Below are 21196 nucleotides of genomic sequence, written 5' to 3'. Positions count from 1 at the left end.
GATCCGTCTCGGCGCCCCAACACAGAGCATCGGCATGGCATCGATTGTGCTGCGCGATCGTGCGCCCATCCTTATGATGGCGCCCGTCGCTCCCTGAAGTAACAAGCGGTTTCCATGGTCCAGCTCGCCCTGCGTCGTCCATATACCTTCATCGTCATGGCGATGCTGATCGTGCTTGCGACGCCGTTCGTGCTGTTGCGGATGGCCACCGACATCTTCCCGGAGATCAATATCCCGGTGGTGAGCGTCATCTGGAACTACACCGGCCTGCCGGCGCAGGAGATGGGCCAGCGCATCTCCGGCCAGGTCGAGCGGGGCATGACCACCACGGTGAGCGACATCGAGCACATCGAGTCGCAGTCGCTGGCCGGCGTGTCGATCATCAAGGTGTTCTTCCAGCCCACGGCGAACATCCAGATGGCGATCTCCCAGGTGGTGGCGTCGATGCAGGCGCAGGTGCGGCAACTGCCGCCGGGCATCACGCCGCCGCTGGTCATCAAGTATTCGGCTTCCAGCGTGCCGGTGATCCAGCTGGCGCTGTCCAGCCCGACACGCTCCGAGAATTCGCTGTTCGACGCCACCGTCAACCAACTGCGTCCGCAGCTCATCACGGTGCCGGGCGCGGCCATTCCGTTTCCCTATGGCGGCAAGAGCCGGCTGATTTCGGTCGATCTCGACACGCAGGCGCTGCAGGCGCGCGGCCTGTCGCCGGCCGATGTCGTGAATGCCGTCAACACGCAGAACCTGATCCTCCCGTCGGGCACGGCCAAGTTCGGCGCGACCGAATACAACGTCAAGCTGAACGGCTCGCCCGATGCCATCGCCGGGCTCAACGACCTGCCGGTGCGCACCGTGAACGGGGCCACCACCTACCTGCGCGACGTGGCCTACGTGCGCGACGGCTTCTCGCCGCAGACCAATGTGGTGCGCCAGGACGGCGTGCGCGGCGTGCTGCTGTCGGTGCTGAAGAACGGCGGGGCGTCCACGCTGGACATCGTCGCCAACATTCGCGCGATGCTGCCGATCGCCGCGCAGACGATGCCCGACGACATCAAGATCACGCCGCTGTTCGACCAGTCGGTGTTCGTCAAGGCGGCGGTCAAGGGCGTGGTGTTCGAAGCCATCCTCGCCGCTGCGCTCACGGCGGCCATGGTGCTGGTGTTCCTGGGCAACTGGCGCAGCACGCTGATCATCGGCCTGACGATCCCGCTGTCGATCCTGGCGTCCATCCTCGTGCTGTTCGCGCTGGGCGAGACGCTCAACCTCATGACGCTGGGCGGGCTCGCGCTGTCGGTGGGCATCCTGGTCGACCAGGCGATCGTGACCATCGAAAACATCGAGCGGCACCTGCACATGGGCACGCCGCTGCGGGACGCGATCGAGGTCGGCGCCGGCGAGATCGGCTCGGCGGCCTTCGTGTCCACGCTGTGCATCTGCATCGTGTTCGTGCCGATGTTCTTCCTGTCGGGCGTCGCACGATTCCTGTTCGTGCCGCTGGCCGAGGCCGTTGTGTTCGCGATGCTGGCGTCCTACCTGCTGTCCCGGACGCTGGTGCCCACGCTGGTGATGCTGCTCATGGGCGGTTCGCATGGCCAGCACCAGCAGCCGGCCGCAGGCGCGAAGCAGAGCGCGCTGCAGCGCATGTACCTCGCCTTCGATCGCCGCTTCGAGCGCGTGCGCCGCGCCTACACGCTCGTGCTGTCGGCGGTGCTTTCCAGGCGCGGCGGCTTCATCGGCATCTTCCTCGGCTTCTGCCTGCTTTCGTGCCTGCTCTTTCCGGCGCTGGGCCGCGATTTCTTCCCGTCGGTCGACGCGGGGCAGATCCGACTGCACCTGCGCGCGCCGACCGGTACCCGCATCGAAGAGACGGCGCGCCTCGCCGACGAGGTCGAAGCGGCGATCCGCGAGCTGGTGCCGTCCGACCAGCTCGAGACCATCCTCGACAACCTCGGCGTGCCCAACAGCGGCATCAACCTGTCGTACAGCAACTCCGGCACCATCGGCACCTTCGACGGCGAGCTCCTGCTGTCGCTGAAGGAAGGCCACCGGCCGACCGAGCACTACGTGTCGATCCTGCGGGCCGAGCTGCCCAAGCGCTTTCCGGGCATCGAGTTCTTCTTCCAGCCAGCCGACATCGTCACGCAGATCCTGAACTTCGGCCTGCCGGCCGCCATCGACGTGCAGTTCAGCGGCAACGACAGCATCGGCAACATGGCGCGCGCCGCCGAACTCACCAAGGCGATCCGGCAGATTCCCGGCGCAGTCGATGCCCACGTGCACCAGCGCCTGGACGTTCCGGCGCTCAGCCTGCAGATGGACCGCACGCGCCTGCAGCAGTACGGGCTGACCGCGTCCAATGTCGGGCAGAACGTGCTGATTGCGCTGTCGGGCAGTTCGCAGACGGCGCCTGCCTTCTGGCTCAATCCGGCCAACGGCGTGGTCTACAGCATCGCGGTGCAGTCGCCGCAGTACGTGGTCGATTCACTCGATTCGCTGCTCGGCATACCGGTGGGCGCTGGTGCCGGCGCCGCCGCCGCACCGGGCGGCACGTCGCAGCAACTGCTGGGCAACCTGGTCGATGCCCAGGCGTCGCGGCAGCCGGCGGTGCAGTCGCGCTACAACATCGCACCGGTGATCGACGTCTACGTCAGCGTGCAGGGCACCGACCTCGCCAGCGTGGCGACGAAGGTGCAGGCACTGGTCGACGAGATGCGGCCCAAGCTGTCGCGCGGCAGCCGGGTCGACATCCGCGGCCAGGTGCAGACCATGCAGTCGTCGTTCATCGGGCTGGGCGTCGGGCTCGCCATGGCGATCGTGCTGGTCTACCTGCTGATCGTGATCACCTTCCAGTCCTGGCTCGACGCCGCCATCATCATCACGGCGTTGCCGGCAGCGCTGGCGGGCATCGCGTGGATGCTGTTCCTCACCGGCACCACGCTGAGCGTGCCGGCGCTGACCGGCGCGATCATGACCATGGGCGTGGCGACGGCCAACTCCATCCTGCTGGTGTCGTTCTCGCGCGAGCGGCTCGCGGCCGGCGTGCCGGCGCTGTCGGCCGCGCTCGAAGGTGGCGCCACCCGCATCCGGCCGGTGCTGATGACCGCGCTGGCGATGATCATCGGCATGATTCCCATGGCGCTGGGCCTGGGCGAAGGTGCCGAGCAGAACGCGCCGCTGGGCCGTGCGGTGATCGGCGGTCTGCTGTTCGCCACGGTGTCCACGTTGTTCTTCGTGCCGGCGGTGTTCGCCGGCGTCCACCACCGGCTGGCGCGGCGCAAGGCCGCGCACGCCCACGATCCACTGACGCCAGGAGCAGTCAACCCATGACCGAGCAACGCCACGCGGGGCTGGCCATCCACCCGATCGAAGCCGACGAACACCATGAACTGCTGCGACGACGGCAGATCGTGCGCCGCACCCGATGGCTGGTGCTGGCCGTGCTCGTGCTGATGGCGCTGGGCGCCGCCCGAACCGTGTTCGTGCGCATGGCCAACGCCAAGACGCTGGAGGCCGGCGCGACCGAGCGCGCCACCCAGTACGTGAAGACCGCGTTGCCGATCCAGCCGACGACCGGCCGGACGCTCGCCTTGCCCGGCACGCTGCAGGGCTATGTGCAGTCGCCCATCTCGGCACGTGCCAGCGGCTACCTGAAGCGCTGGACCAAGGACATCGGCGCCCGCGTGCAGCAGGGCGAGCTGCTCGCTGAGATCGAGACGCCCGAGATCGACCAGCAGCTGTCGCAGGCCGTCGCCGCGCGCGAGCAGGCGGCCGCCGGGCTGTCGCTCGCCAAGAGTACGGTGGCGCGCTGGGAGGCGCTACGCCAGAAAGACGTGGTCTCGCAGCAGGACCTGGACGAGCGCCGCGGTGCCGTCGCATCGGCCACCGCCAACCTGGCCGCGGCCGAGGCCAACGTCCAGCGCCTGAAGCAGACCGAAGGCTTCAAGCGGGTGCTGGCGCCTTTCGCCGGCGTGATCACGCGGCGCAACGTCGACGTCGGCGACCTGATCGATGCCGGCAGCGGCCGGCCGCTGTTCCTGCTGGCCCAGACCGACCCCCTGCGTGTCTATGTGAACGTGCCGCAGGCCTACGCCCAGCTCGTCAAGGCCGGGCAGCCGGTGGTGGTCACCCAGGCCGAGCTGCGCGGCCAGACCTTCAAGGGCGAGATCGCCCGCTCCGCAGGCGCCATCGACGCGACCACCCGGATGATGCAGGTCGAGGTGGCGTTGCCCAACCCCGGCGGCACGCTGCTGCCGGGCGCGTACGTGCAGGTGGCGCTGCCGCTGGCGGCGAGCCAGTCGCTCACGGTGCCGTCCAATTCCTTGCTGTTCCGGGCCGAGGGCGCGCGTGTCGGCGTGGTCGACGCGCAGGGCCGCGTGCATCTGCGCGCGGTGAGCATCGGCCGCAACTACGGCGAGACCGTCGAGGTGCTCAGCGGCATCTCCGCCACCGACCGGCTGGTGCTCAACCCCTCGGATTCGCTGGCCGAGGGCGATGCCGTGGCGGTGGCCAAGGAAGGCGCGTGAGCTTGCTGCGCGCCACGTCGATCGCCGGCGCCATCGCGGCCCTGCTGCTGGCCGGATGCGTTGCCGGGCCGGACTACCATCCGCCCGCGAACGACCTGCCGGTGACCTGGCAGCTCGAGCAGCCCTGGCGCCAGGCCGCGCCAGGCGACATGCTGGACAAGGGCCGCTGGTGGCAGCGCTACGGCGACCCGCAGCTCGACGCGTTGCAGCGGCAGGCGCTGGCCGGCAGCCCGACCATCGCGCTGGCCAGCGCCCGGCTGGCACAGGCGCGCGCCACGCTCGACGTCAACGGCGCGGCACGCTACCCGCAGCTTGCGGTAGGTACGCGCGCATCGCGCCTGAAGATCTCGGCGAACCGCCCGCTGACCAACTACAACGTCGTCAATGCCGAGACGGTGCAGAACGACTTCGCGCTGTCGCTCACGGCCAGCTACGAACTCGACTTCGCCGGCCGCGTGCAGCGGCTGGTCGAAGGCGCGAGCGCCTCGGCCGAGCAGTCCGCGGCGGACCTCGAGAACGTCCGGCTGCTGCTGACCGCCGACCTGGCCACCAACTACTTCAACCTGCGCGCGAGCGACACCGAGCTCGACGTGCTCAACCGCTCGATCGCGCTGCAGCGCCGTGCGCTCGACCTGGTGACGGCGCGGCACGAGCTGGGCGCCGTCTCGGGCCTGGACGTGGCGCAGCAGCAGGCGCTGCTCGAGACCACGCTGACGCAGGTCGACGTGCTCAAGAAGCAGCGCGCGCAGTACGAGCACGCCATCGCCACGCTCACCGGCACGCCCGCGCCGGTGTTTGCGCTGTCGGCCGACCTCAAGCCGATCGTGCCGCCGGCGATCCCGCTGGGCGTGCCGTCCGAGGTGCTGCAGCGCCGGCCCGACGTGGCGTCGGCCGAGCGCGCGATGGCCGTGGCGAATGCGCAGATCGGCGTGGCGACGGCGGCGTTCTACCCGAGCGTTTCGCTGGGCCCGTCGATCGGTGTGGACAGCCGGCTGGTCGATCGGCTTTTCGACGCACCGAGCCTGCTGTGGTCGGTCGGCGTGTCGGCCACGCAGGTGCTGTTCGATGGTGGCCGCGTGCGCGCCGGCGTGAACTTCGCACAGGCGGGCTACGACGCCACGGTCGCCAACTATCGCCGGGTCGTGCTGACGGCGATGCAGGAGGTCGAGGACGGCATCAGCGGCCTGACAGCGCTCGATCGCGCCACCACGCAGGCGCTGTCGGCCGTGGCCGCGGCGCGCCGCGTGCTCGACATGGCCACGGCCCGCTACGAGGGCGGCGCGTCGACCTATCTCGACGTCATCACGGCCCAGCAGTCGTTGCTGACCGTCGAGCGGCAGGCGGCGCAGTTGCTCGGCCAGCGGCTGGTGACCTCGGTGTTCCTGGTGAAGGCGCTGGGCGGCGACTGGTGCAGTGCCGAGCGCGGCAACGCACCGGCCTGCGTGTGACGGCGACGGACGGCGACGCGGTTCAGATCACCTTGAAGTGATGCGTGCCGTCGCGCCCGAGCTGCGCGACCAGGCCGAACTCCCAGTCCAGGTACGCCTGCATCGCTTCCGCCGGTGCGTCCGTGCCTTCGTAGGGTCGGCGATAGCGGTCGGTGCGAGGCGTCGCCAGATGCTGCTCGCCCGCTTCGGCCGGCAGACCCGCCGCGAACCAGGCCGCATTGCCGCCGGCCAGCACATGGACCTCGGCGTCGCTGCCGCGCGCATCCAGCAGCGCACGCAGGTCCTGGGCCGCAAAGCGCGCGAGCAGGCTGCTGCCGCAGGTCAGCACGTAGCGTGGCGCCGCGGGGATCCGTTCGAGCGCCTGCGCGAGTTGCGCGCGGATCGCGAACCAGGCGCCCGAAATGTGCTTCTTCACGTGATTGGCGCTGGTGGTGACGTCGATCACCGCAACCGTGGGCGGCTGGGTGGCGAGCCAGGACGCCAGCACGGCCGCAGACACCTCCTGCACGGTCGGCATCGGCGCATGAACGGCAGGCGCCGCACCCCGTTCGGACCAGGCGGTGGCAGGGATCGCGTCGACCACGTAGACCTCCCAGCCCAGTTGGGCGAGCCACGATGCGGTCATCGCTGCGCGCACGCCGTCGTCGTCGGCCAGCACGATGCGGGCGCCGCGCACCGGCACATGGTGATCGGTTTCCTGCACGAGCTGCCCGCCGGGCGCGCTCGAGAAGCCCGCGAGATGGCCGGCCTCGAATTCCTCGGGCGTGCGCACGTCGAAGTGATAGACCGTGCGGCCCGGCGCTTCGAGCGCGCCCAGCGCCGCATGCGCGACGCGCTGCACGCCCGCGCGTTCGGCCACGGCGCGCGCATCGGCCTGCGCGGCGGCGCGGTTCGCATCGCCGGGCGCGGGCGCCTGCCGAGCGGCGCCGTGGTCGAGCTGCTGGCCGGCGAGCTTCCAGCCGATGGTGCCGTTGCGCAGCGCCGCGACCGGGTTCGGCAGGCCGGCATTCACCAGCGACTGCGTGCCGATGATGCTGCGCGTGCGGCCGGCGCAATTCACGATCACCTGCGTCTTCGGGCTGGGCGCGAGTTCACGCGCGCGCAGCACCAGCTCGGCGCCCGGCACGCTGGTCGCGCCGGGGATGCTCATGGTCTGGTATTCGTCGAAGCGGCGCGCGTCGAGCACCACCACGTCGGCCTTCGTGTCGATCAGCGCCTTGACTTCCTGCGCCGACAGCGAGGGCGTGTGGCGCTCGTGTTCGACCAGCTCGCCGAAGGACTTGCTCGGCACGTTGACGTCGCGGAACAGCTCGCCGCCCGCGGCCCGCCAACCGTCGAGACCGCCGTCGAGTCGATGCACGCGCGTGTAGCCGAGCGCCGCGAGCCGGCTGGCGGCGAGCGGTGCGAGATCGGCGCTGTCGTGTTCGCCGTACAGCACGATCAGCGTGTCGCGCCGCGGAATCCGGCGCCAGGCGTCGAGCTCGAGGCGCGACAGCGGCAGGTTGGCTGCCCACAGCGGATGCGCCTGCGCGTACGGGTCTTCCTCGCGCAGGTCGAGCAGCGCGATCTCGTCGCGCGCGAGCAGGTGCCGGCGCACGTCGGCAACGGAAAGGGTCGGGACGTTGGTGTGATCGGCGTGGTCGGTCATGCGTTGCGCAGTTCGATGGAGCGGTCCCAGAGGTTCGGGAGCTCGGTGTTGGAATAGCCCGAGATGAAGGGCTTGCGCCCGCCCTCGGCCGGATAGGTGTGGCGTCGCACCGCGCCGATGTTTGCGCCGTAGACGTGGATGCTGATCGACACGCGATCGTCGAACAGGTTGTGCACGCGGTGCACGTCGCCGACGGTGGGCGACACGGCCTCGACGTCGCCCGCATCGAGCCGGACGCCGTCGCCGTGGGGCACGGCACGGCCGTCGTCGCCGAGCCGCCAGGGCTGGCTGAATTCGGCGCCGCGCAGCATGCCGATCAGGCCCCAGACGGTGTGGTCGTGCACCGGCGTGGCCTGGCCCGGACCCCAGACGAAGCTCACGACCGAGAAGCGCTCCGTCGAATCGGCGTGCAGCAGGAACTGCTGATAGCGATCGGGGTTCGGCTGCGCGTACGCCGCCGGCAGCCAGTCGTCCTGCGCGACCAGCGTGCGCAGCAGCGCGCCGCCTTCGGCGAGCACGCGGGCCTCGTCGGGCTCGCCGTCCAGCAACCGGCCGAAGGCCGTGACGAAGTCGCGCAACGGCGCGATGCCGCGCGGTGTCGCAGCCGGTGCCGACGGTGTTGCCGGCGCCGTGGGAATGTCTGTCGCAGTGTTCATCGTGTCGAGCGTCAAGCGGCCGGCAGGGCGGTCGGAGCCGGCATTTTCAACGCTCCAGCGCCGCCTTGCCCGCGGCCAGCAGGATGGCGTCGTTCTGCGGTGCATGGATGCGGCTGCACAGCACGTCGCGGTGGTGCCGCTCCAACGGGTTCTGGCGCGCCAGGCCGTGGTTGCCGCTGAGCTGCAGCGCCAGTTCGACGACGCGGATCGCGTTCGTCGTGACGGTGTACTTCAGCAGTCCGCTGTCGGTGGCGGCGGGCGCGTGGCCCGTGTCGACCGCCGTGCTGGCCTGGTCGAGCAGCAGGGCGTTCACCCGCAGCAGCGCCGCGATCTCGCCGACCTGTTCCTGCACGCGCGGCAGGCTCGCGAGCGGCGCGCCCAGGCTGCCGGGTGCGCGCTCGCGCAGGAAGCCGAGCAGCCAGTCCTGTGCGGCGCGCGCGACCGCGTCGTAGATCGTGCCGAGCAGCACGACCATCCAGGCCTGCTGGTCGGCCGTCGCGGCGACGTTCGCCGGGCTGCCGGCATCGGGCGCCCAGTCCGCGGGCGCCCGCAGGTCGACGGCGTGCGCAAACGGAATCCTCACGTTCTCGAAGATGGTTTCGTGGCTGCCCGACGCGCGCAGCCCGAGGTGGTCCCAGCTCGCGATCACGCGCACGCCGGGTGCGCTGCGCGGCACGAGGAAGGTGCCGACCCGGGGCTCCGCCTCTTCCGTGCGCGCCCACACCGCCAGCCAGCCGAGCCCTTCGATGCCGGTGGTGTAGAGCTTGTGGCCGTCGAGCAGCCAGTCGTCGCCGTCGCGGCGGGCGATGGTGTCGGGCAGGCCGCCGCGCGAGGGCGATCCGAGGACCGGTTCCACACGCAATGCGTTGACCAGCACGCCGCGTTCGGCGCCATCGCGCAGCACGCGCTCGCGCAGCGCGGCCGGCCAATGGCCGAGCGCGACCGCGTGGTGCTGCAGGTAGGTCATGGCGAGGATCAGCGCGGTGGAGGGCTCGCCGCGTGCGACGGCCGCCATCACCCGCCGTGCGGTCGCGAGCGTCGCGCTGCCGCCACCATAGGCGCCCGGCGCGACCAGGCCGATCAGCCCGTGGCGCTGCAGTGTCGCGAAGTTGTCGTGCGGAAAGCGGCCGCTCTGGTCGTGGTCTGCGGCCGTCGCGGCGAACTGGGCCGACAGGCCGGCGAGCAGCGCGGCGTCGGGCGCCGCCGGCGCGTCGGCCGGTGGCGGCACGACGGACGCGAGCGTCGCAGGCGCCGGCTGCGCTTCAGTGGATGAAGAGGGCGCCACGCGGCGCAGGGCGATGGAGGTCATGGCGCCGAAGGTACGACCGGGGCCATGCCGGACGAACAAAGTTTCCCGCATATCCAAGCGCACTTTTCGTCCTTGGCTTTCGGTGGCGCTGCCCGTACGGTCCTGTCCTTCGCTTCATCGCAGACGCCCATGAGCCAGAGCCCCATCGAATTCATCGGAATGATCCAGGGTCAGAAGGTCTCGGAGACCCATGCCGCGCAAGGTCCGGCGCTGGACCGCGACTATGTGCGTGCCTTCGCGCAGGCGCACGAGCAGGCCGGCTTCGACCGTGTGCTGGTGCCGCACCATTCCACCGGCCCCGACGCGACGCTGACGGTGGCCTACGCCGCCAGCGTGACCGAACGCATCCACTTCATGCTGGCGCATCGCCCTGGCTTCGTGGCGCCGACGCTGGCGGCGCGGCAGTTCGCATCGCTCGACCAGTTCAGCGGCGGGCGGCTCGCGGTGCACTACATCTCGGGCGGCTCCGACGAGGAGCAGCGCCGCGACGGCGACTGGCTCGGCCACGACCAGCGCTATGCGCGCACCGACGAATACCTCGACGTGCTGCGCAAGGTGTGGACCGCCGACCAGCCCTTCGACCACGTCGGCGCGCATTACCGTTTCGAGAACGCCTTCTCCGAGGTCAAGCCGTTGCAGACGCTGAACGGTCGGCCGCACGTGCCGGTGTATTTCGGTGGTGCGTCCGACGCCGCCATCCCCGTCGCGGGCCGGCATGCCGATGTCTACGCGCTGTGGGGCGAGTCGCTGGAGCAGGCGCGCGAGCTCATCGGCCGCGTGCGCGCCGAGGCCGCGAAGCATGGGCGCACGGTGCGCTTCTCGGTCTCGTTCCGGCCGATCCTGGCGGCCACGCAGGCGCAGGCCTGGGCGCGCGCGGACGCCATCCTGGCCGAGACCCGGCGCCTGCGTGTGGTCCAGGGTTTCGGCCGTGGCGGGCCGCAGCAGAGCGAGGGTGCACGGCGCCTGCTGGCCGCCGCCGACAAGGGCGCGCGGCTCGACAAGCTGCTGTGGACCGCGATCGCGCGAGAGACCGGCGGCCGCTCGAACAGCACCGCGCTGGTCGGTACGCCGGAGCAGGTGGCCGACGCGCTGCTCGACTACCACGACCTCGGCGTGACCACCTTCCTGATCCGCGGCTTCGACCCGCTGGAAGACGCGCTCGACTATGGCCGCGAACTGATCCCGCGCACGCGTGAACTCGTGGCGCGGCGCTTGGCGTCGGTCCGCAAGGCGGCTTGATCTCGCGGGCCGTCGTGCCCCCATCCCAACCTTCCCCCGGCGGGGGAGGAAGCAACTCGAACAGCAGGAGCAACCCATGAGTGCCGTCTTTTCCATCGATCGCCAGGCAGCGCAGCCGCTGCGGCTCAATCCCGAGCCGAAGCAGAAGTTCTGGTTCGACCCGCCTGCGCCGCGCACCAGCATCGAAGCCGAACGCCGCCACCGCAAGGAGCGGCTCGCGGGTGCCTTCCGCCTGTTCGCGGAGTTCGGATTCGCGCAGGGCCTTGCCGGCCACATCACCGCGCGCGACCCGGAGCTCACCGACCACTTCTGGGTCAATCCGCTCGGCGTGCATTTCTCGCGCATCAAGGTGTCCGACCTGCTGCTGGTCAACGCGAAGGGCGAGACCGTGGTCGGCGACCGGCCGCTCAACAAGGCCGCCTTCGCGATCCATGCCGCGATCCACGAGCACAACCCGAAGATCATCGCGGCCGCGCACACCCACTCGACCTATGGCAAGGCGTGGTCCACGCTGGGCCGGCCGCTCGACACGCTCACGCAGGACGCCTGCGTGTTCCATGGCGACGTGGCGCTGTTCGACGACTTCACCGGCATGGTGGTCGACGGCAGCGAAGGGCAGCGCATCGCCGAGGCGCTGGGCGACGGCAAGGGTGCGATCCTGAAGAACCACGGCATCCTGACGGCCGGCCCGACGGTCGAGGCCGCAGCGTGGTGGTACATCGCGCTGGACAACGCCTGCCACACGCAACTGCTGGCCGAAGCCGCAGGCACGCCGCAGCCGATCGACGAGGCCACGGCGCGCCATACGCATGGCCAGATCGGCGGACCCGAGGGCGCGCTGTATTCGTTCGAGAGCCTGTACGAAGGATTGGTCGAGCGTCAGCCCGAACTGCTGCGGTAGCGCCTGGCGCTCAGTGGTCCACGGAGGACTCCGCCTCGATCCGTGCATGGCGCTCCGCCGCGAGGGCGAGCGGCGCGCCGAGCCCGGTCATGGCGTGCAGCGCCCGCGCGCTCGCCAGCGCGGCCTGTGACGCCTGCCGTCCGGCGGCCAGCAGCGTGGCCGACCGGGTGGCGTCGGCATCGCGCAGGCCATGGCGCAGCAGCGCATGGGCGGCGAAGAGTGCGCCGCCGAACCTGCGTGCTTCCGCCAGGACGTCGGGCGCACAGCCGGCCAGTTGCGCGCCTGCGATGCCCGCGGCTTCGCCCAGTGGCGCGTAGCTGCGCGTCACGGCTTCTGCGGTCTGCGCTTCGCCCAGGGCCACGACCTCGTGCTCGCAGGTCTGGACCATCGCGATGCCGATGGCCTTGAGCGCCTGCGCGTCCTGGCAGCGCGACAGCAGCCGGAACGCACCGCTTGTGAGGTAGTCGCCGACCAGCACGCGGCCGGCCGGCCGCAGCGGAACCGGCAGGTGATGGTCGTCGTCGATGCGCACATGCAGGCGGTGCAGCCCGACGTGGATGAGTTCGAGCGCAGCGCCGAGCTCCACGCAGTCCTGGCTGTCCGAGAAGCTGCAGACGATGCCGGACAGCACGAAAGTGGCTTCGCCCTGCTTGAGCAGCAGGCGCGCCTGGTCGATGGGGGCCGCGCGACTGTCGAGCACGGAAAGCAGCGCGTCGCTGACGCGCGATTGAACGGAAACCACGGAATTCATCCCCGGATTGTCGCGGCCTCTCAGCCGGGTGCCTGCGCCTGCTCGCAATGCACTTCGATGTGCTCGCGGTCCGCCAGCGTCGCGCCGATGCGTGCCGCGCTGAGGCAGCCGCCCCAGACGCAGCCGGTGTCGGTCGAGAGCAGGTCGGGCCGCGAGACCCAGCCCAGCGTCGACCAGTGGCCGAACGCGATCGTCGCGGCCGCGGTCTTGCGGCCCGGCACGTCGAACCACGGCATGAAGCCGTCCGGCGCGCTGGCTGCGGCGTCCTTGCTGTCGAACTCCATCGTGCCGTCGGCGCTGCAGTAGCGCAGCCGCGTGAGTGCGTTGACGATCACGCGCAGCCGTGCGCTGCCGGTGAGCCCGGGGTTCCACTGTGCCGGTTCGTTGCCGTACATGGTCTGCAGGAAGTCGCCGAGCCCGGGTCCGCGCAGCACCGACTCGACTTCGGACGCGAAGACCAGCGTGTCGGCCAGCGTCCATTGCGGCAGCACGCCCGCATGCACCATCAGCAGGTCACCGGCGGCGCTGCCGGTGCCGACGCGCCGGTGCAACGCCATGTGTTGATGGCGCAGCCAGTCGATCAGCGCGCCGCGGTCGGGCGCATCGAGGATGCTGGCGAGCGTGTCGCGCCGGCCCTGCTTGCGCACGCCGTACGCCACGCCCAGCAGGTGCAGGTCGTGGTTGCCGAGCAGGCTGTGCGCCGCGCCGCCGAGCCGCTGCACGCGCCGCAGCACGTCGGCCGACGCCGGCCCGCGGTTGACGAGGTCGCCGAGCAGCACCAGCGTGTCGCGGCTCGGGGAGAAGTCGATGGTGTCGAGCAGGCGCTGCAGGGCGGCGTCGCAGCCCTGTACGTCACCGATGAGGAAAAGAGACATTGTTCGAGGATTCTGCGCCTGAGTGGGGGAGGGGTTCGTGAGCCCGTGCTCAACGTCACCCGGATGGTATCGGCCTTGATATCTCTTTCTGAATGATATATCTTGGGATACATACCATTAGACGGGGAGCATCACATGTCCATCAGGGCCACCAGCCAGCAAACAGCCAAGATTTTCACGACGGGGCGCAGCCAGGCCGTGCGCCTGCCTCTCGAATATCGCTTCGATGAAAAAGAGGTCTACATCCGCCGTGACCCGTCCACGGGCGATGTGATCCTCTCGCGGCGGCCAGATTCCTGGGAGGACTTCTTTGCATTGGATGCAACGACCGAGGTTCCTGCCGACTTCATGACCGACGAGGACCGCAATCAGGGCGAGCATGCGCGCGATCCCTTCGCAGGGTCCGCGGAATGACGACCTACCTGCTCGACACGAACATGGCGAGCCACATCATCAAGGGTGACATTCCGCGTGTGCGCGAGCGTCTGGTCGCCGTGCCGATCCATCGGATCGCAATTTCCGTGGTGACCCAGGCGGAACTGCTTTTCGGCATGGCCAAGCGAGGTCATCCCGAGGGCCTCAAGACGCGTGTCGGGGCGTTTCTGGCCCGGGTCACGATATTGCCCTGGACGGCCGAGATCGGAGCGGTCTATGCCGAACTGCGCGCGCGTTGCGAGGCGGGTGGCGTGCCGCTTGCGCCGATGGACATGATGATTGCAGCGCATGCGAAGGCACTCGACCTGGCTGCCGCGAAGGTGGAAGACGATGCGATCCTCATCACCAGGGATCGGGCCTTTTCCCGTGTGCCGGGCGGCCTCGCGCTGGACGACTGGACGGTGTAGGTCGCGTTGCCTTTGAAGTAAAGTGCGCGATCCCCATTCTCCCTCCCCTTCATGGATGTTTTTCTGCTGGCCTTGCTGACGACGCTCAACGCGCTCTTCGCAATGTCCGAAATGGCCCTGTCCACCAGCCGTCGCGCGCGGCTCGCCGCACTGGCCGAAACCGGGGATGCCGGCGCCGCTGCGGCGCTCCGGCTGATGGAGGACCCGACGCAGTTCCTGTCCAGCGTCCAGATCGGCATCACCTCCATCGGCATGCTCAGCGGCATCGTCGGCGAGGCCGCCTTCGCGGCGCCGCTTGCCGTCTGGATGACCGGTGTCGGCATGGGCGAGGGCACGGCCAGCATCGCGTCGACCGCCGTCGTGGTGACCTGCATCACCTTCTTCACGATCATCTTCGGCGAGCTGGTGCCCAAGCGCATCGGCCAGCTCTACCCCGAGCCGGTGGCGCGCTTCGTGGCCCGGCCGATGCGCGGGCTGGCGACGGCCGCCAAGCCCTTCGTGCTGCTGCTGTCGGGGGCGACCGCCACCACGCTGAAGCTACTGCGCATCGACTCCAACGCCGCGCGCACCGTGACCGAGGAAGAGATCTCGGCCAGCCTTGAAGAGGGCGTGGACGCCGGCGTGATCGAGATGCACGAGCACCAGATGGTGCGCAACGTGTTCCATCTCGACGATCGCCGCCTGTCCTCGTTGATGGTGCCGCGCGCCGACATCGAATGGCTGGACGCGACCGACACCGTCGCATCCAGCCTGCAGAAGGTCGCTGCGGCCGGTGCGCTGAACCTCGTGCATTCCTGGTATCCGGTCTGCCGGAATTCGCTGGACGACGTGGTCGGCGTGATCAGCGTGGCACACCTGCTTCGGCTCGGCCCGGTGCACGAGGGGTCGATCGAGAGCGTCGCGCAGCCCGCGTCCTTCGTGCCCGAGACGCTGACCGGCCTCGAACTGCTCGAGCAGTTCCGCGCGCGTGCCGGCCGGCTCGTGTTCGTGGTCGACGAATACGGCGTCGTGCAGGGACTGATGACACCGCGCGACCTGCTCGAAGCCATCACCGGCGAACTGCAGCCCGGCGTCAACACCGAGGCCTGGGCCCGCCAACGTGCCGACGGCGCCTGGGAGCTCGACGGGCTGATGCCGGTGTCCGAACTGCGCGCGCGGCTGGCCATTCGCGAGCTGCCGGACGAAGAGCGCGGCCGCTACAACACCGTGGCGGGTCTGCTGATGTCCGTGTCGGGCCAGCTGCCGACGGTCGGCGAGCGCATCGATTGCGCGGGCTGGACCTTCGAGGTCACCGCACTCGACGGGCGCCGCATCGACCGCGTGGTGGCGCATCCCGATCCGCACGCCGACGCGCGCGACCGCTGAAGGAGATTTCCATGTCGCTTGACGACCTCGAGTTCCAGTACCTCACGGGCCAGGCGCGGCCCGGCTTTCCCGAACTGCATGCGGACTTCGCGGCGCGCAGCCTTGCCGTGGTCGACAAGGTGCCGTGCGAGCTCGACCTGCGCTACGGCGATGCCGAGCGCTGCACCTTCGACTACTTCCCGGTGCCGGATGGCGTCGCGCGGGGTGTCGTCGCCTTTTTCCATCCGGGCTACTGGCAATGGCGCGACAAGGCGCACTTCCGCTTCATCGCGCCGACCTTCACGGCGCTGGGGCTCGACGTCGCGCTGGTCAACTATCCGCTGTGCCCCGTCGTGACGCTCGAGGCGCTCACGGAGGCCGTGCGGGGTGCGATGCACGTGGTCGCGGCGCGGGCACGGCAAGGCGCCGGTGCGCCCGTCCCGCTCATTGCCGCAGGGCATTCGGCGGGCGGCCACCTGGCGGTGGAAATGGGCCTGACGGCATGGGCCGAGCGCGGCCTGTCCGATGGTGCCGTGGCGGGCGTGATCGCGCTGAGCGGCCTGTACGACATCGAGCCGCTGCGCCACACCTCGCTCAACATCAACCTGAAACTCGACGCCGACAGTGCGCGCGCCGCGTCGCCGCTGCTGCGCGCGCATGCCGGTGCGCCGCCCGCGCTCATCGCCGTGGGTGCCGACGAAACGCCGGCGATGTGCGTGCAGACCGAGCGCATGCACGACGCCTGGAAGAACGCCGGCAATGCGTCCGAGCTGCTGCTGTCCGAGGGCGCGGACCACTTCAGCCTGCTCAATCAGCTGACGACGCCCGGCACCGTGCTGCACACGCAGGTGGCGGCGCTGATCGATCGGGCGCTCGGCCCTCGCGCCTGAAGCAGGGCGGTCAGTCGGCCTTCACGCCCGCGGCCTTGATCACCTGAGCCCATTTGTCGACCTCGGTCTTCTGGAACGCGGAGATCTGGGCAGTCGTCATGTCGGCGGGCTCCATGCCGAAGCCCTTGAGCTTTTCCTGCATCTCGGGCTGCGCGAGGATCTTGCGGATCTCGTCGTGCAGCCGGTCGATCACCGGCGCAGGCGTGCCCGCCGGCACGAAGATCGCCTGCCACGACACCACCTCGAAGTCCTTCAGCCCGTCGATGCCCGACTCCGCGACGGTGGGCACGTCGGGCATCGACGAGAGCCGCTTGCCCGAGGTCACGGCGATGGCGCGCAGCTTGCCGCTCTGGATGTGCGGGCCGGCGACCACCGTGGTGTCGAACATCATGTCGACCTGGCCGCCGATCGCGTCCTGGATCGCCGGGCCGCTGCCCTTGTAGGGCACGTGCGTGAACTTCACGCCCGACTTGTAGGCCAGCAGTTCGAGCGCGAGATGCTGCGAGGTGCCGGTGCCCGCCGATGCCGACGACAGTCCGCCCGGCTTCGTCTTGCTGGCCTCGAGCACGTCCTTCAGCGTCTTGTACGGGCTGGCCTGGTTGACCACCAGCACGACCGGGTTGGTGCCGATCAGCGTGACGGGCGCGAAGGACTTGATCGGGTCGTAGCCGATCTTCGGGTACAGGCTCACGTTGATGGCGTGCGAGCTGATCGTGCCGCCCAGCAGCGTGTAGCCGTCGGGCGCTGCGCGCGACGCGACTTCCGAGCCGACGCTGCCGCCTGCGCCGCCCTTGTTGTCGATGATCACCGAGGTGCCGAGCACCACGCCGAGCTTCTGGCTGATCAACCGTCCGAGCACGTCGGTCGTGCCGCCGGCCGGAAAGGGCACGAGGTAGGTGATCGCCTTGGCCGTGGGCCACGGGCTCTGCGCGAAGGCCGGCAGGCCGGCAAGGCCGCTTGCGCCCGCAAGGGCCGCGGCGGCGGATTGGATCAGTGTTCTGCGTTGCATGTCATGTCTCCAGTCGTTGTGAATCGGTCGTCGCTCAGGTCACCGGCGCGGGGTTGAAGAGCACCAGCGCGTTGTGCAGCTTCCAGTGCTCGGCCCAGGTCTTCTTGCGGCCGCTGGCCACGTCGAGCATCAGGCGGAACATCTCCCAGCCCATGTCCTCGATGCTGGCCTCGCCGTCGGCGATGCGGCCGGCGTTGATGTCCATCAGGTCATGCCAGCGGCGCGCCAGGTCGCTGCGCGTGGCGACCTTGATCACCGGCACCTCGGCCAGGCCGTAGGGCGTGCCGCGGCCGGTGGTGAACACGTGCAGGTTCATGCCCGCGGCGAGCTGCAGCGTGCCGCAGATGAAGTCGCTGGCCGGCGTGGCGGCATACAGCAGGCCCTTCTGCTTCGCCTTCTCGCCCGGCGAGACCACACCGGAGATCGGCGCGCTGCCGCTCTTGACGATCGAGCCCATCGCCTTCTCGACGATGTTCGACAGGCCGCCCTTCTTGTTCCCCGGCGTGGTGTTGGCGCTGCGGTCGACGCGCCCCTTGTCGAGGTAGGCGTCGTACCAGGCCATCTCGCGGATCATGGCTTCGGCCACGGCCGGCGTGGTCGCGCGCGAGGTCAGCTGGTCGATGCCGTCGCGCACCTCGGTCACCTCCGAGAACATCACGGTGGCGCCGGCACGCACCAGCAGATCGGTGCAGAAGCCCACGGTCGGGTTGGCGGTGACGCCCGAGAAGGCATCGCTGCCGCCGCACTGCACGCCGACCACCAGCTCGCTCGCGGGCACGGTCTCGCGGCGGCGGGCGTTCAGGCGTTCGAGGTGTTCCTCGGCCTGGCGAAGGATCGAGTCGATCATCGACATGAAGCCGACGTGCGCATCGTCCTGCAGGCAGACCACGTCGAGCCTCGCGTCCGCGCTGGCGCCCACGTCGGCGACATTGCGCTCGTCGACCAGGGGGATGCTGCCCGGCGGCAGCAGCCGCTCGGGCTGCAGCTTCTCGCAGCCCAGGCTGATCACCATCACCTCGCCGCCGAAGTTGGGGTTGAGGCTGATGTTGCGCAGCGTGCGGATCGGGATGATCGCGTCGGGCGCGTCGATGGCCACGCCGCAGCCGTAGCTGTGCGACAGGCCGACCACGTCGTCGACGTTAGGGTACTTCGGCAGCAGCTCGGCCTTGATGCGTTGCACCGCGAAGTCGACCACGCCGGCCACGCATTGCACCGTCTGCGTGATCGCCAGGATGTTGCGCGTGCCGACCGAACCGTCCGGGTTGCGATAGCCCTCGAAGGTGTAGCCCTCCAGCGGCGGCATGGCCGGTGGTGCGACGGTCGCGATCGGCAGGCCTTCGAGCGAGCGCGCCTCGGGCATCTCGAGCAGCCGCTCGTGCACCCAGCTGCCTGCGGGAATCGGCTTCAGCGCATAGCCGATCGGCACGTTGTAGCGCCGTACCGCCGCGCCCTGCGGGATGTCGACCAGCGCGACCTTGTGGGCCTGCGGCACCTTGTCGACCAGGGTCAGGCCGGACGCGAGCACGGTGCCCGCGGGCAGGCCGCCATCGTTGGCGACGATGGCCACGTTGTCTGCCGCGTGCATGCGGATCGTGAGGGGCGGGGAAGCGTGGGGCGCGGTCATTTTTTTCAGGACAGGTGGCGCGGGTCAGGGCAGGTCGACGATCTCGACCCAGTTCGGGTTCTTGCCCGCCGGCACGCGCGTGGGCGTGCCGGGGAGGCCGGTCGCGGGGTCGATCGGGTGCAGCGACACGCCGTTCGAGTCCTGCCCCGCGGCAATCAGGAAGCGGCCGGTGGAATCGATCGCGAAGCCGCGCGGCGTCTTCTCGGTCGGCACCTGCCCGAGCGGCTGGAGCTGGCCGGTGGCCGGGTCGACGCGGAAGGCGGACAGCGTGCTGGACGTGCGTTCGGACGCATACAGCAGCCGGCCGTCCGGCGACAGATGCAGGTCGGCGGCCCAGGGCTTGCCGCTGAAGCCGGCCGGCAGCGTCGTGGTGCGCTGCGTTTCGCGCAGCGTGCCGGTGGCAGCGTCGTAGTCCATCACGTGCAGGGCGGCGTCGAGTTCGTCGACCACGTACATGTGGCGCTGGTCCTTGTCCCAGACGAAGTGGCGCGGCCCCGACTTCTCGGGCGCGACCGGGATCAGTGCCGGCTCGCTGGGGCTGAGCCGGCCGGTGGCCGGATCGAAGCGCCAGCTCGACAGATGGTCGCCGCCGAGGCTGGTGGCGAACACGCGGCGGTTGGAGGCGTCCGCGTGGATCGCATGCGCGTTCGGCGCCGTCGGGATCAACTGCTGCACGGCGCCGACGGTGCCGTCCTTCTCGATGCCGTTGACCGTGATCTTGTGCCCCGGATACGACGCCGCGAACAGCCAGCGCCCGCTGGCGTCGGTGTCGATGTTGGCCATGCTGTCGGCCAGCGCGGCTTCGCCCAGTTTGCGCAGCTTGCCGCTGGCCGGGTCGATCGCGAGGGTCACCACGCGAAAGGGTTGCGAGCGCAGGGCGACGTAGAGAACGCGCTTGTCCGGCGAGACCGCCATCGGCATGGCCATCCCGCCGACCGGCAAGGTCTCCACCGGCGTCAGCGTGGCGGCGGCGCGGTCGAGCGCGAACACCGACACGTCCTGGCTGTCCGCGTTGGACACGTAGACCCAGGTGGCTGCCGATGCAGACGTCGATCCGGCCAGCAGCACGAGTGCTGCGCCGACGAGCGATCCGAGGTGTCGAATGGTGTTCATGGCATCAAGCAATGGCAGATGACAGAGAGAGGGTCTCGACCCAGTTGGCCCCGCGGCCGGCAGGGCCGTCGCCGCAGACGCTCAGCGCGCCGGAAGACGGGTCGATGTCGAAGAGCCGCAGGCGCGACGATTTCTGTCCGGCCGCGATGAGGAAGCGGCCGTCCGGAGTGATGGCGAAGCCGCGCGGTTGCGCCTCGGTCGGCGCGTGGCCGACGAGAGAGAGCGTGCCGTCGTCTGCGTCCACGCGAAAGGCGGCGATCGTGTCGGAGCGGCGCTCGCTGCCGTACAGAAAGCGTCCGTCCGGCGTGAGGTGCAGGTCGGCGGCCCACGGCTCGCCGCTGAAGCCGGGCGGCAGCGAGTCGATGGTTTGCACGGTCGTCAATGTGCCGCCCAGGGCATCGTGCGCGAGCACGTCGATGCGCGCGTCGAGCTCGTTGAGCAGGTAGACGAAGCGCGCGTCGGGGCCGAAGACGAGATGCCTCGGGCTCGCGCCCTCGTGCGGTGCCAGCGCGTCCGGTGTGTTCGGCGTGAGCTGTCCGGTCGTGGCGTCGAAGCGGAACTGCAGCACCACGCCGCCACCGAGGCTGGTTGCGAACACGAAGTGGTTGGAAGGCGAGGGCAGGATCGCATGCGCGTTCGGTCCGGTCGGCAGCACCTGGCGAGTCGCCTGAACGACGCCGTTGTCGTCGATGGCGTTGACCGCCACCAGGTTGCCGCCGTACGAGGCACTGAACAGAAATCGCCCGGTGCGGTCGGTGGCGATGTTGGCCATGCTGTGCGGCAGCGCGGCCGCGCCGAGCGGCGTCAGCTCGCCCGTCTTCGGGTTGATCGCGAAACTCAGCGCCTCGCGCGGCTCGGACCGCCGCGCGGCATAGAGGCGGTCGCGTTTCGGCGAAAGCGCCAGCGGCATCACTTCGCCGCCGACGGCGACGGTTTGCGTCGGCGTCAGCGTGCGCTGCGCCGGGTCGAGGCGCAGCACCGAGATGTCGCCGCTTTCGGCATTCGAGACATAGACGGCGAACAT

Annotated in this window: 18 protein-coding genes; 9 read left to right on the top strand and 9 right to left on the bottom strand. The window is 69.8% G+C overall.

What is annotated here, in order from left to right; genetic code table 11:
- Positions 1 to 114: 114 nt before the first annotated feature.
- Genes AC07PZ_RS20770 through AC07PZ_RS20760 form a run of 3 tightly spaced genes read left to right on the top strand, consistent with a single transcriptional unit; the run spans position 115 to position 5971 of the window.
- The gene (locus AC07PZ_RS20770; protein WP_495297015.1) at positions 115 to 3327 is read left to right on the top strand and encodes an efflux RND transporter permease subunit; all 3213 of its coding nucleotides are present in this window, start codon (positions 115 to 117) and stop codon (positions 3325 to 3327) included.
- Entirely contained in the window at positions 3324 to 4523 is a 1200-nt protein-coding gene (locus tag AC07PZ_RS20765) for an efflux RND transporter periplasmic adaptor subunit (protein WP_495297014.1), read from the top strand. The genes AC07PZ_RS20770 and AC07PZ_RS20765 overlap by 4 nt, the downstream gene beginning before the upstream one ends.
- Positions 4520 to 5971 (top strand): efflux transporter outer membrane subunit, encoded by a 1452-nt coding sequence (locus AC07PZ_RS20760; protein ID WP_495297013.1) that lies wholly within the window; start codon positions 4520 to 4522, stop codon positions 5969 to 5971. The genes AC07PZ_RS20765 and AC07PZ_RS20760 overlap by 4 nt, the downstream gene beginning before the upstream one ends.
- Before the next feature lie 22 nt (positions 5972 to 5993).
- Here the strand turns inward: AC07PZ_RS20760 and AC07PZ_RS20755 are convergent, their stop codons facing one another.
- The 3 genes from AC07PZ_RS20755 to AC07PZ_RS20745 are packed head-to-tail and all read right to left on the bottom strand — an operon-like array spanning position 5994 to position 9584.
- Positions 5994 to 7619: a rhodanese-related sulfurtransferase gene (locus AC07PZ_RS20755; protein ID WP_495297012.1), complete on the bottom strand. Its 1626-nt coding sequence runs from the start codon at positions 7617 to 7619 to the stop codon at positions 5994 to 5996.
- The gene (locus AC07PZ_RS20750) at positions 7616 to 8275 is read right to left on the bottom strand and encodes a cysteine dioxygenase family protein (protein ID WP_495297011.1); all 660 of its coding nucleotides are present in this window, start codon (positions 8273 to 8275) and stop codon (positions 7616 to 7618) included. Before AC07PZ_RS20750 ends, AC07PZ_RS20755 begins: the two co-directional genes overlap by 4 nt.
- A gap of 46 nt (positions 8276 to 8321) precedes the next feature.
- Complete coding sequence (locus tag AC07PZ_RS20745; RefSeq protein ID WP_495297010.1) at positions 8322 to 9584, bottom strand: acyl-CoA dehydrogenase family protein; 1263 nt, start codon at positions 9582 to 9584, stop codon at positions 8322 to 8324.
- Positions 9585 to 9713: 129 nt separating this feature from the next.
- Here AC07PZ_RS20745 and AC07PZ_RS20740 point away from each other — a divergent pair, with 129 nt between their 5' ends.
- Positions 9714 to 10823 carry an LLM class flavin-dependent oxidoreductase gene (locus tag AC07PZ_RS20740; RefSeq protein WP_495297009.1) on the top strand — a complete coding sequence of 370 codons (1110 nt, stop codon included), beginning with the start codon at positions 9714 to 9716 and terminating at the stop codon, positions 10821 to 10823.
- Positions 10824 to 10899: 76 nt separating this feature from the next.
- Positions 10900 to 11724, top strand: a complete 825-nt coding sequence (locus AC07PZ_RS20735; protein ID WP_495297008.1) for a class II aldolase/adducin family protein — start codon at positions 10900 to 10902, stop codon at positions 11722 to 11724.
- A 10-nt stretch (positions 11725 to 11734) separates the two neighbouring features.
- Here the strand turns inward: AC07PZ_RS20735 and AC07PZ_RS20730 are convergent, their stop codons facing one another.
- Complete coding sequence (locus AC07PZ_RS20730; RefSeq protein WP_495297007.1) at positions 11735 to 12466, bottom strand: polyprenyl synthetase family protein; 732 nt, start codon at positions 12464 to 12466, stop codon at positions 11735 to 11737.
- 29 nt (positions 12467 to 12495) lie between these two features.
- Positions 12496 to 13350, bottom strand: coding sequence for a symmetrical bis(5'-nucleosyl)-tetraphosphatase (locus AC07PZ_RS20725; RefSeq protein WP_495297006.1), 855 nt, complete (start codon positions 13348 to 13350; stop codon positions 12496 to 12498).
- Between the two features lie 135 nt (positions 13351 to 13485).
- Here AC07PZ_RS20725 and AC07PZ_RS20720 point away from each other — a divergent pair, with 135 nt between their 5' ends.
- From AC07PZ_RS20720 to AC07PZ_RS20705, 4 genes are read left to right on the top strand one after another with little or no spacing between them, the layout of a single operon-like run.
- Positions 13486 to 13764, top strand: coding sequence for an antitoxin (locus AC07PZ_RS20720; protein WP_495297005.1), 279 nt, complete (start codon positions 13486 to 13488; stop codon positions 13762 to 13764).
- Positions 13761 to 14192, top strand: coding sequence for a type II toxin-antitoxin system VapC family toxin (locus tag AC07PZ_RS20715; RefSeq protein WP_495297004.1), 432 nt, complete (start codon positions 13761 to 13763; stop codon positions 14190 to 14192). The genes AC07PZ_RS20720 and AC07PZ_RS20715 overlap by 4 nt, the downstream gene beginning before the upstream one ends.
- 51 nt (positions 14193 to 14243) lie before the next feature.
- The gene (locus tag AC07PZ_RS20710; RefSeq protein WP_495297003.1) at positions 14244 to 15557 is read left to right on the top strand and encodes a hemolysin family protein; all 1314 of its coding nucleotides are present in this window, start codon (positions 14244 to 14246) and stop codon (positions 15555 to 15557) included.
- A gap of 11 nt (positions 15558 to 15568) precedes the next feature.
- A complete protein-coding gene (locus AC07PZ_RS20705) occupies positions 15569 to 16426 on the top strand; it encodes an alpha/beta hydrolase (protein ID WP_495297002.1) in 858 nt (285 codons plus the stop codon).
- Between the two features lie 10 nt (positions 16427 to 16436).
- Here the strand turns inward: AC07PZ_RS20705 and AC07PZ_RS20700 are convergent, their stop codons facing one another.
- Genes AC07PZ_RS20700 through AC07PZ_RS20685 form a run of 4 tightly spaced genes read right to left on the bottom strand, consistent with a single transcriptional unit; the run spans position 16437 to position 21196 of the window.
- Positions 16437 to 17435, bottom strand: a complete 999-nt coding sequence (locus AC07PZ_RS20700; RefSeq protein WP_495297001.1) for a Bug family tripartite tricarboxylate transporter substrate binding protein — start codon at positions 17433 to 17435, stop codon at positions 16437 to 16439.
- A 34-nt stretch (positions 17436 to 17469) separates the two neighbouring features.
- Complete coding sequence (gene garD / locus AC07PZ_RS20695) at positions 17470 to 19059, bottom strand: galactarate dehydratase (protein WP_495297000.1); 1590 nt, start codon at positions 19057 to 19059, stop codon at positions 17470 to 17472.
- Positions 19060 to 19083: 24 nt separating this feature from the next.
- On the bottom strand, positions 19084 to 20172 hold the full coding sequence (locus AC07PZ_RS20690; protein ID WP_495296999.1) for a lactonase family protein: 1089 nt from the start codon (positions 20170 to 20172) through the stop codon (positions 19084 to 19086).
- 4 nt (positions 20173 to 20176) lie between these two features.
- Positions 20177 to 21196, bottom strand: coding sequence for a lactonase family protein (locus tag AC07PZ_RS20685; RefSeq protein WP_495296998.1), 1020 nt, complete (start codon positions 21194 to 21196; stop codon positions 20177 to 20179).

Source organism: Variovorax sp. GW821-FHT10B04 (assembly GCF_059415645.1).
This window is presented reverse-complemented; position numbering and strand designations above follow the sequence as displayed.

What these genes read in the sequence shown, in the direction of transcription:
- AC07PZ_RS20770 (WP_495297015.1), top strand. Translation starts at nt 115, where the DNA reads ATGGTCCAGCTCGCCCTGCGTCGTCCATATACCTTCATCGTCATGGCG.
- AC07PZ_RS20765 (WP_495297014.1), top strand. Translation starts at nt 3,324, where the DNA reads ATGACCGAGCAACGCCACGCGGGGCTGGCCATCCACCCGATCGAAGCC.
- AC07PZ_RS20755 (WP_495297012.1), bottom strand. Translation starts at nt 7,619, where the DNA reads ATGACCGACCACGCCGATCACACCAACGTCCCGACCCTTTCCGTTGCC.
- AC07PZ_RS20750 (WP_495297011.1), bottom strand. Translation starts at nt 8,275, where the DNA reads ATGAACACTGCGACAGACATTCCCACGGCGCCGGCAACACCGTCGGCA.
- AC07PZ_RS20745 (WP_495297010.1), bottom strand. Translation starts at nt 9,584, where the DNA reads ATGACCTCCATCGCCCTGCGCCGCGTGGCGCCCTCTTCATCCACTGAA.
- AC07PZ_RS20740 (WP_495297009.1), top strand. Translation starts at nt 9,714, where the DNA reads ATGAGCCAGAGCCCCATCGAATTCATCGGAATGATCCAGGGTCAGAAG.
- AC07PZ_RS20735 (WP_495297008.1), top strand. Translation starts at nt 10,900, where the DNA reads ATGAGTGCCGTCTTTTCCATCGATCGCCAGGCAGCGCAGCCGCTGCGG.
- AC07PZ_RS20725 (WP_495297006.1), bottom strand. Translation starts at nt 13,350, where the DNA reads ATGTCTCTTTTCCTCATCGGTGACGTACAGGGCTGCGACGCCGCCCTG.
- AC07PZ_RS20720 (WP_495297005.1), top strand. Translation starts at nt 13,486, where the DNA reads ATGTCCATCAGGGCCACCAGCCAGCAAACAGCCAAGATTTTCACGACG.
- AC07PZ_RS20715 (WP_495297004.1), top strand. Translation starts at nt 13,761, where the DNA reads ATGACGACCTACCTGCTCGACACGAACATGGCGAGCCACATCATCAAG.
- AC07PZ_RS20710 (WP_495297003.1), top strand. Translation starts at nt 14,244, where the DNA reads ATGGATGTTTTTCTGCTGGCCTTGCTGACGACGCTCAACGCGCTCTTC.
- AC07PZ_RS20705 (WP_495297002.1), top strand. Translation starts at nt 15,569, where the DNA reads ATGTCGCTTGACGACCTCGAGTTCCAGTACCTCACGGGCCAGGCGCGG.
- AC07PZ_RS20700 (WP_495297001.1), bottom strand. Translation starts at nt 17,435, where the DNA reads ATGCAACGCAGAACACTGATCCAATCCGCCGCCGCGGCCCTTGCGGGC.
- garD (WP_495297000.1), bottom strand. Translation starts at nt 19,059, where the DNA reads ATGACCGCGCCCCACGCTTCCCCGCCCCTCACGATCCGCATGCACGCG.
- AC07PZ_RS20690 (WP_495296999.1), bottom strand. Translation starts at nt 20,172, where the DNA reads ATGAACACCATTCGACACCTCGGATCGCTCGTCGGCGCAGCACTCGTG.
- AC07PZ_RS20685 (WP_495296998.1), bottom strand. Translation starts at nt 21,196, where the DNA reads ATGTTCGCCGTCTATGTCTCGAATGCCGAAAGCGGCGACATCTCGGTG.